The sequence below is a fragment of the Achromobacter sp. SIMBA_011 genome (assembly GCF_046535435.1).
GTDB lineage: Bacteria > Pseudomonadota > Gammaproteobacteria > Burkholderiales > Burkholderiaceae_B > Achromobacter > Achromobacter dolens.
In genome coordinates, this window is sequence record NZ_JAWRWN010000067.1 from 1 (window position 1) to 430 (window position 430).

A 430-nucleotide genomic window follows, 5' to 3' on the forward strand; every position below is an offset into this window, starting at 1 on the left:
CTCTGTTATGGCCAGACGAGCATGAGCACGCTGGCGCCCTTGCATTTCGCAGGCGGCCTCGCGGCGGGAACCGCGCTGAGTTTTACGCACGGCACCATCGGGCGCGCGCTCAATCCGCACCGCGTTTTTGCGTGGGCGGGGCTGGCGATCGGCATATTCGGCATCGTGTTTCTGGGCGGCACGCCGGGCTTGCTGGCCCGATTCGGTGGCGCGACGCTGTTCATCGGCTTTGCCGCGATCATGGCGCTGGCCGCCGTGATGGGCGTGCTGTCTTTCCCGCGTCCGAGCCGGCAAGACGATGAGCAACGCGAGGGATCGTCGGCGCGGGCTCAACCGCTCTCGCGTGCAGTCTGGTACTCGATCGTCGGCATCGCCCTGCTCGCCATGACCCAGGCGATGACGCTGAGCTTTTACGAACGCATCGGCATCG

The 430-nt window shown here is 66.3% G+C and carries 1 pseudogene; it reads left to right on the top strand.

From position 1 onward, the window contains the following. Nucleotides 1-21: 21 nt before the first annotated feature. Nucleotides 22-430: pseudogene (locus tag SB816_RS29935) on the top strand (MFS transporter); the annotation flags it as partial.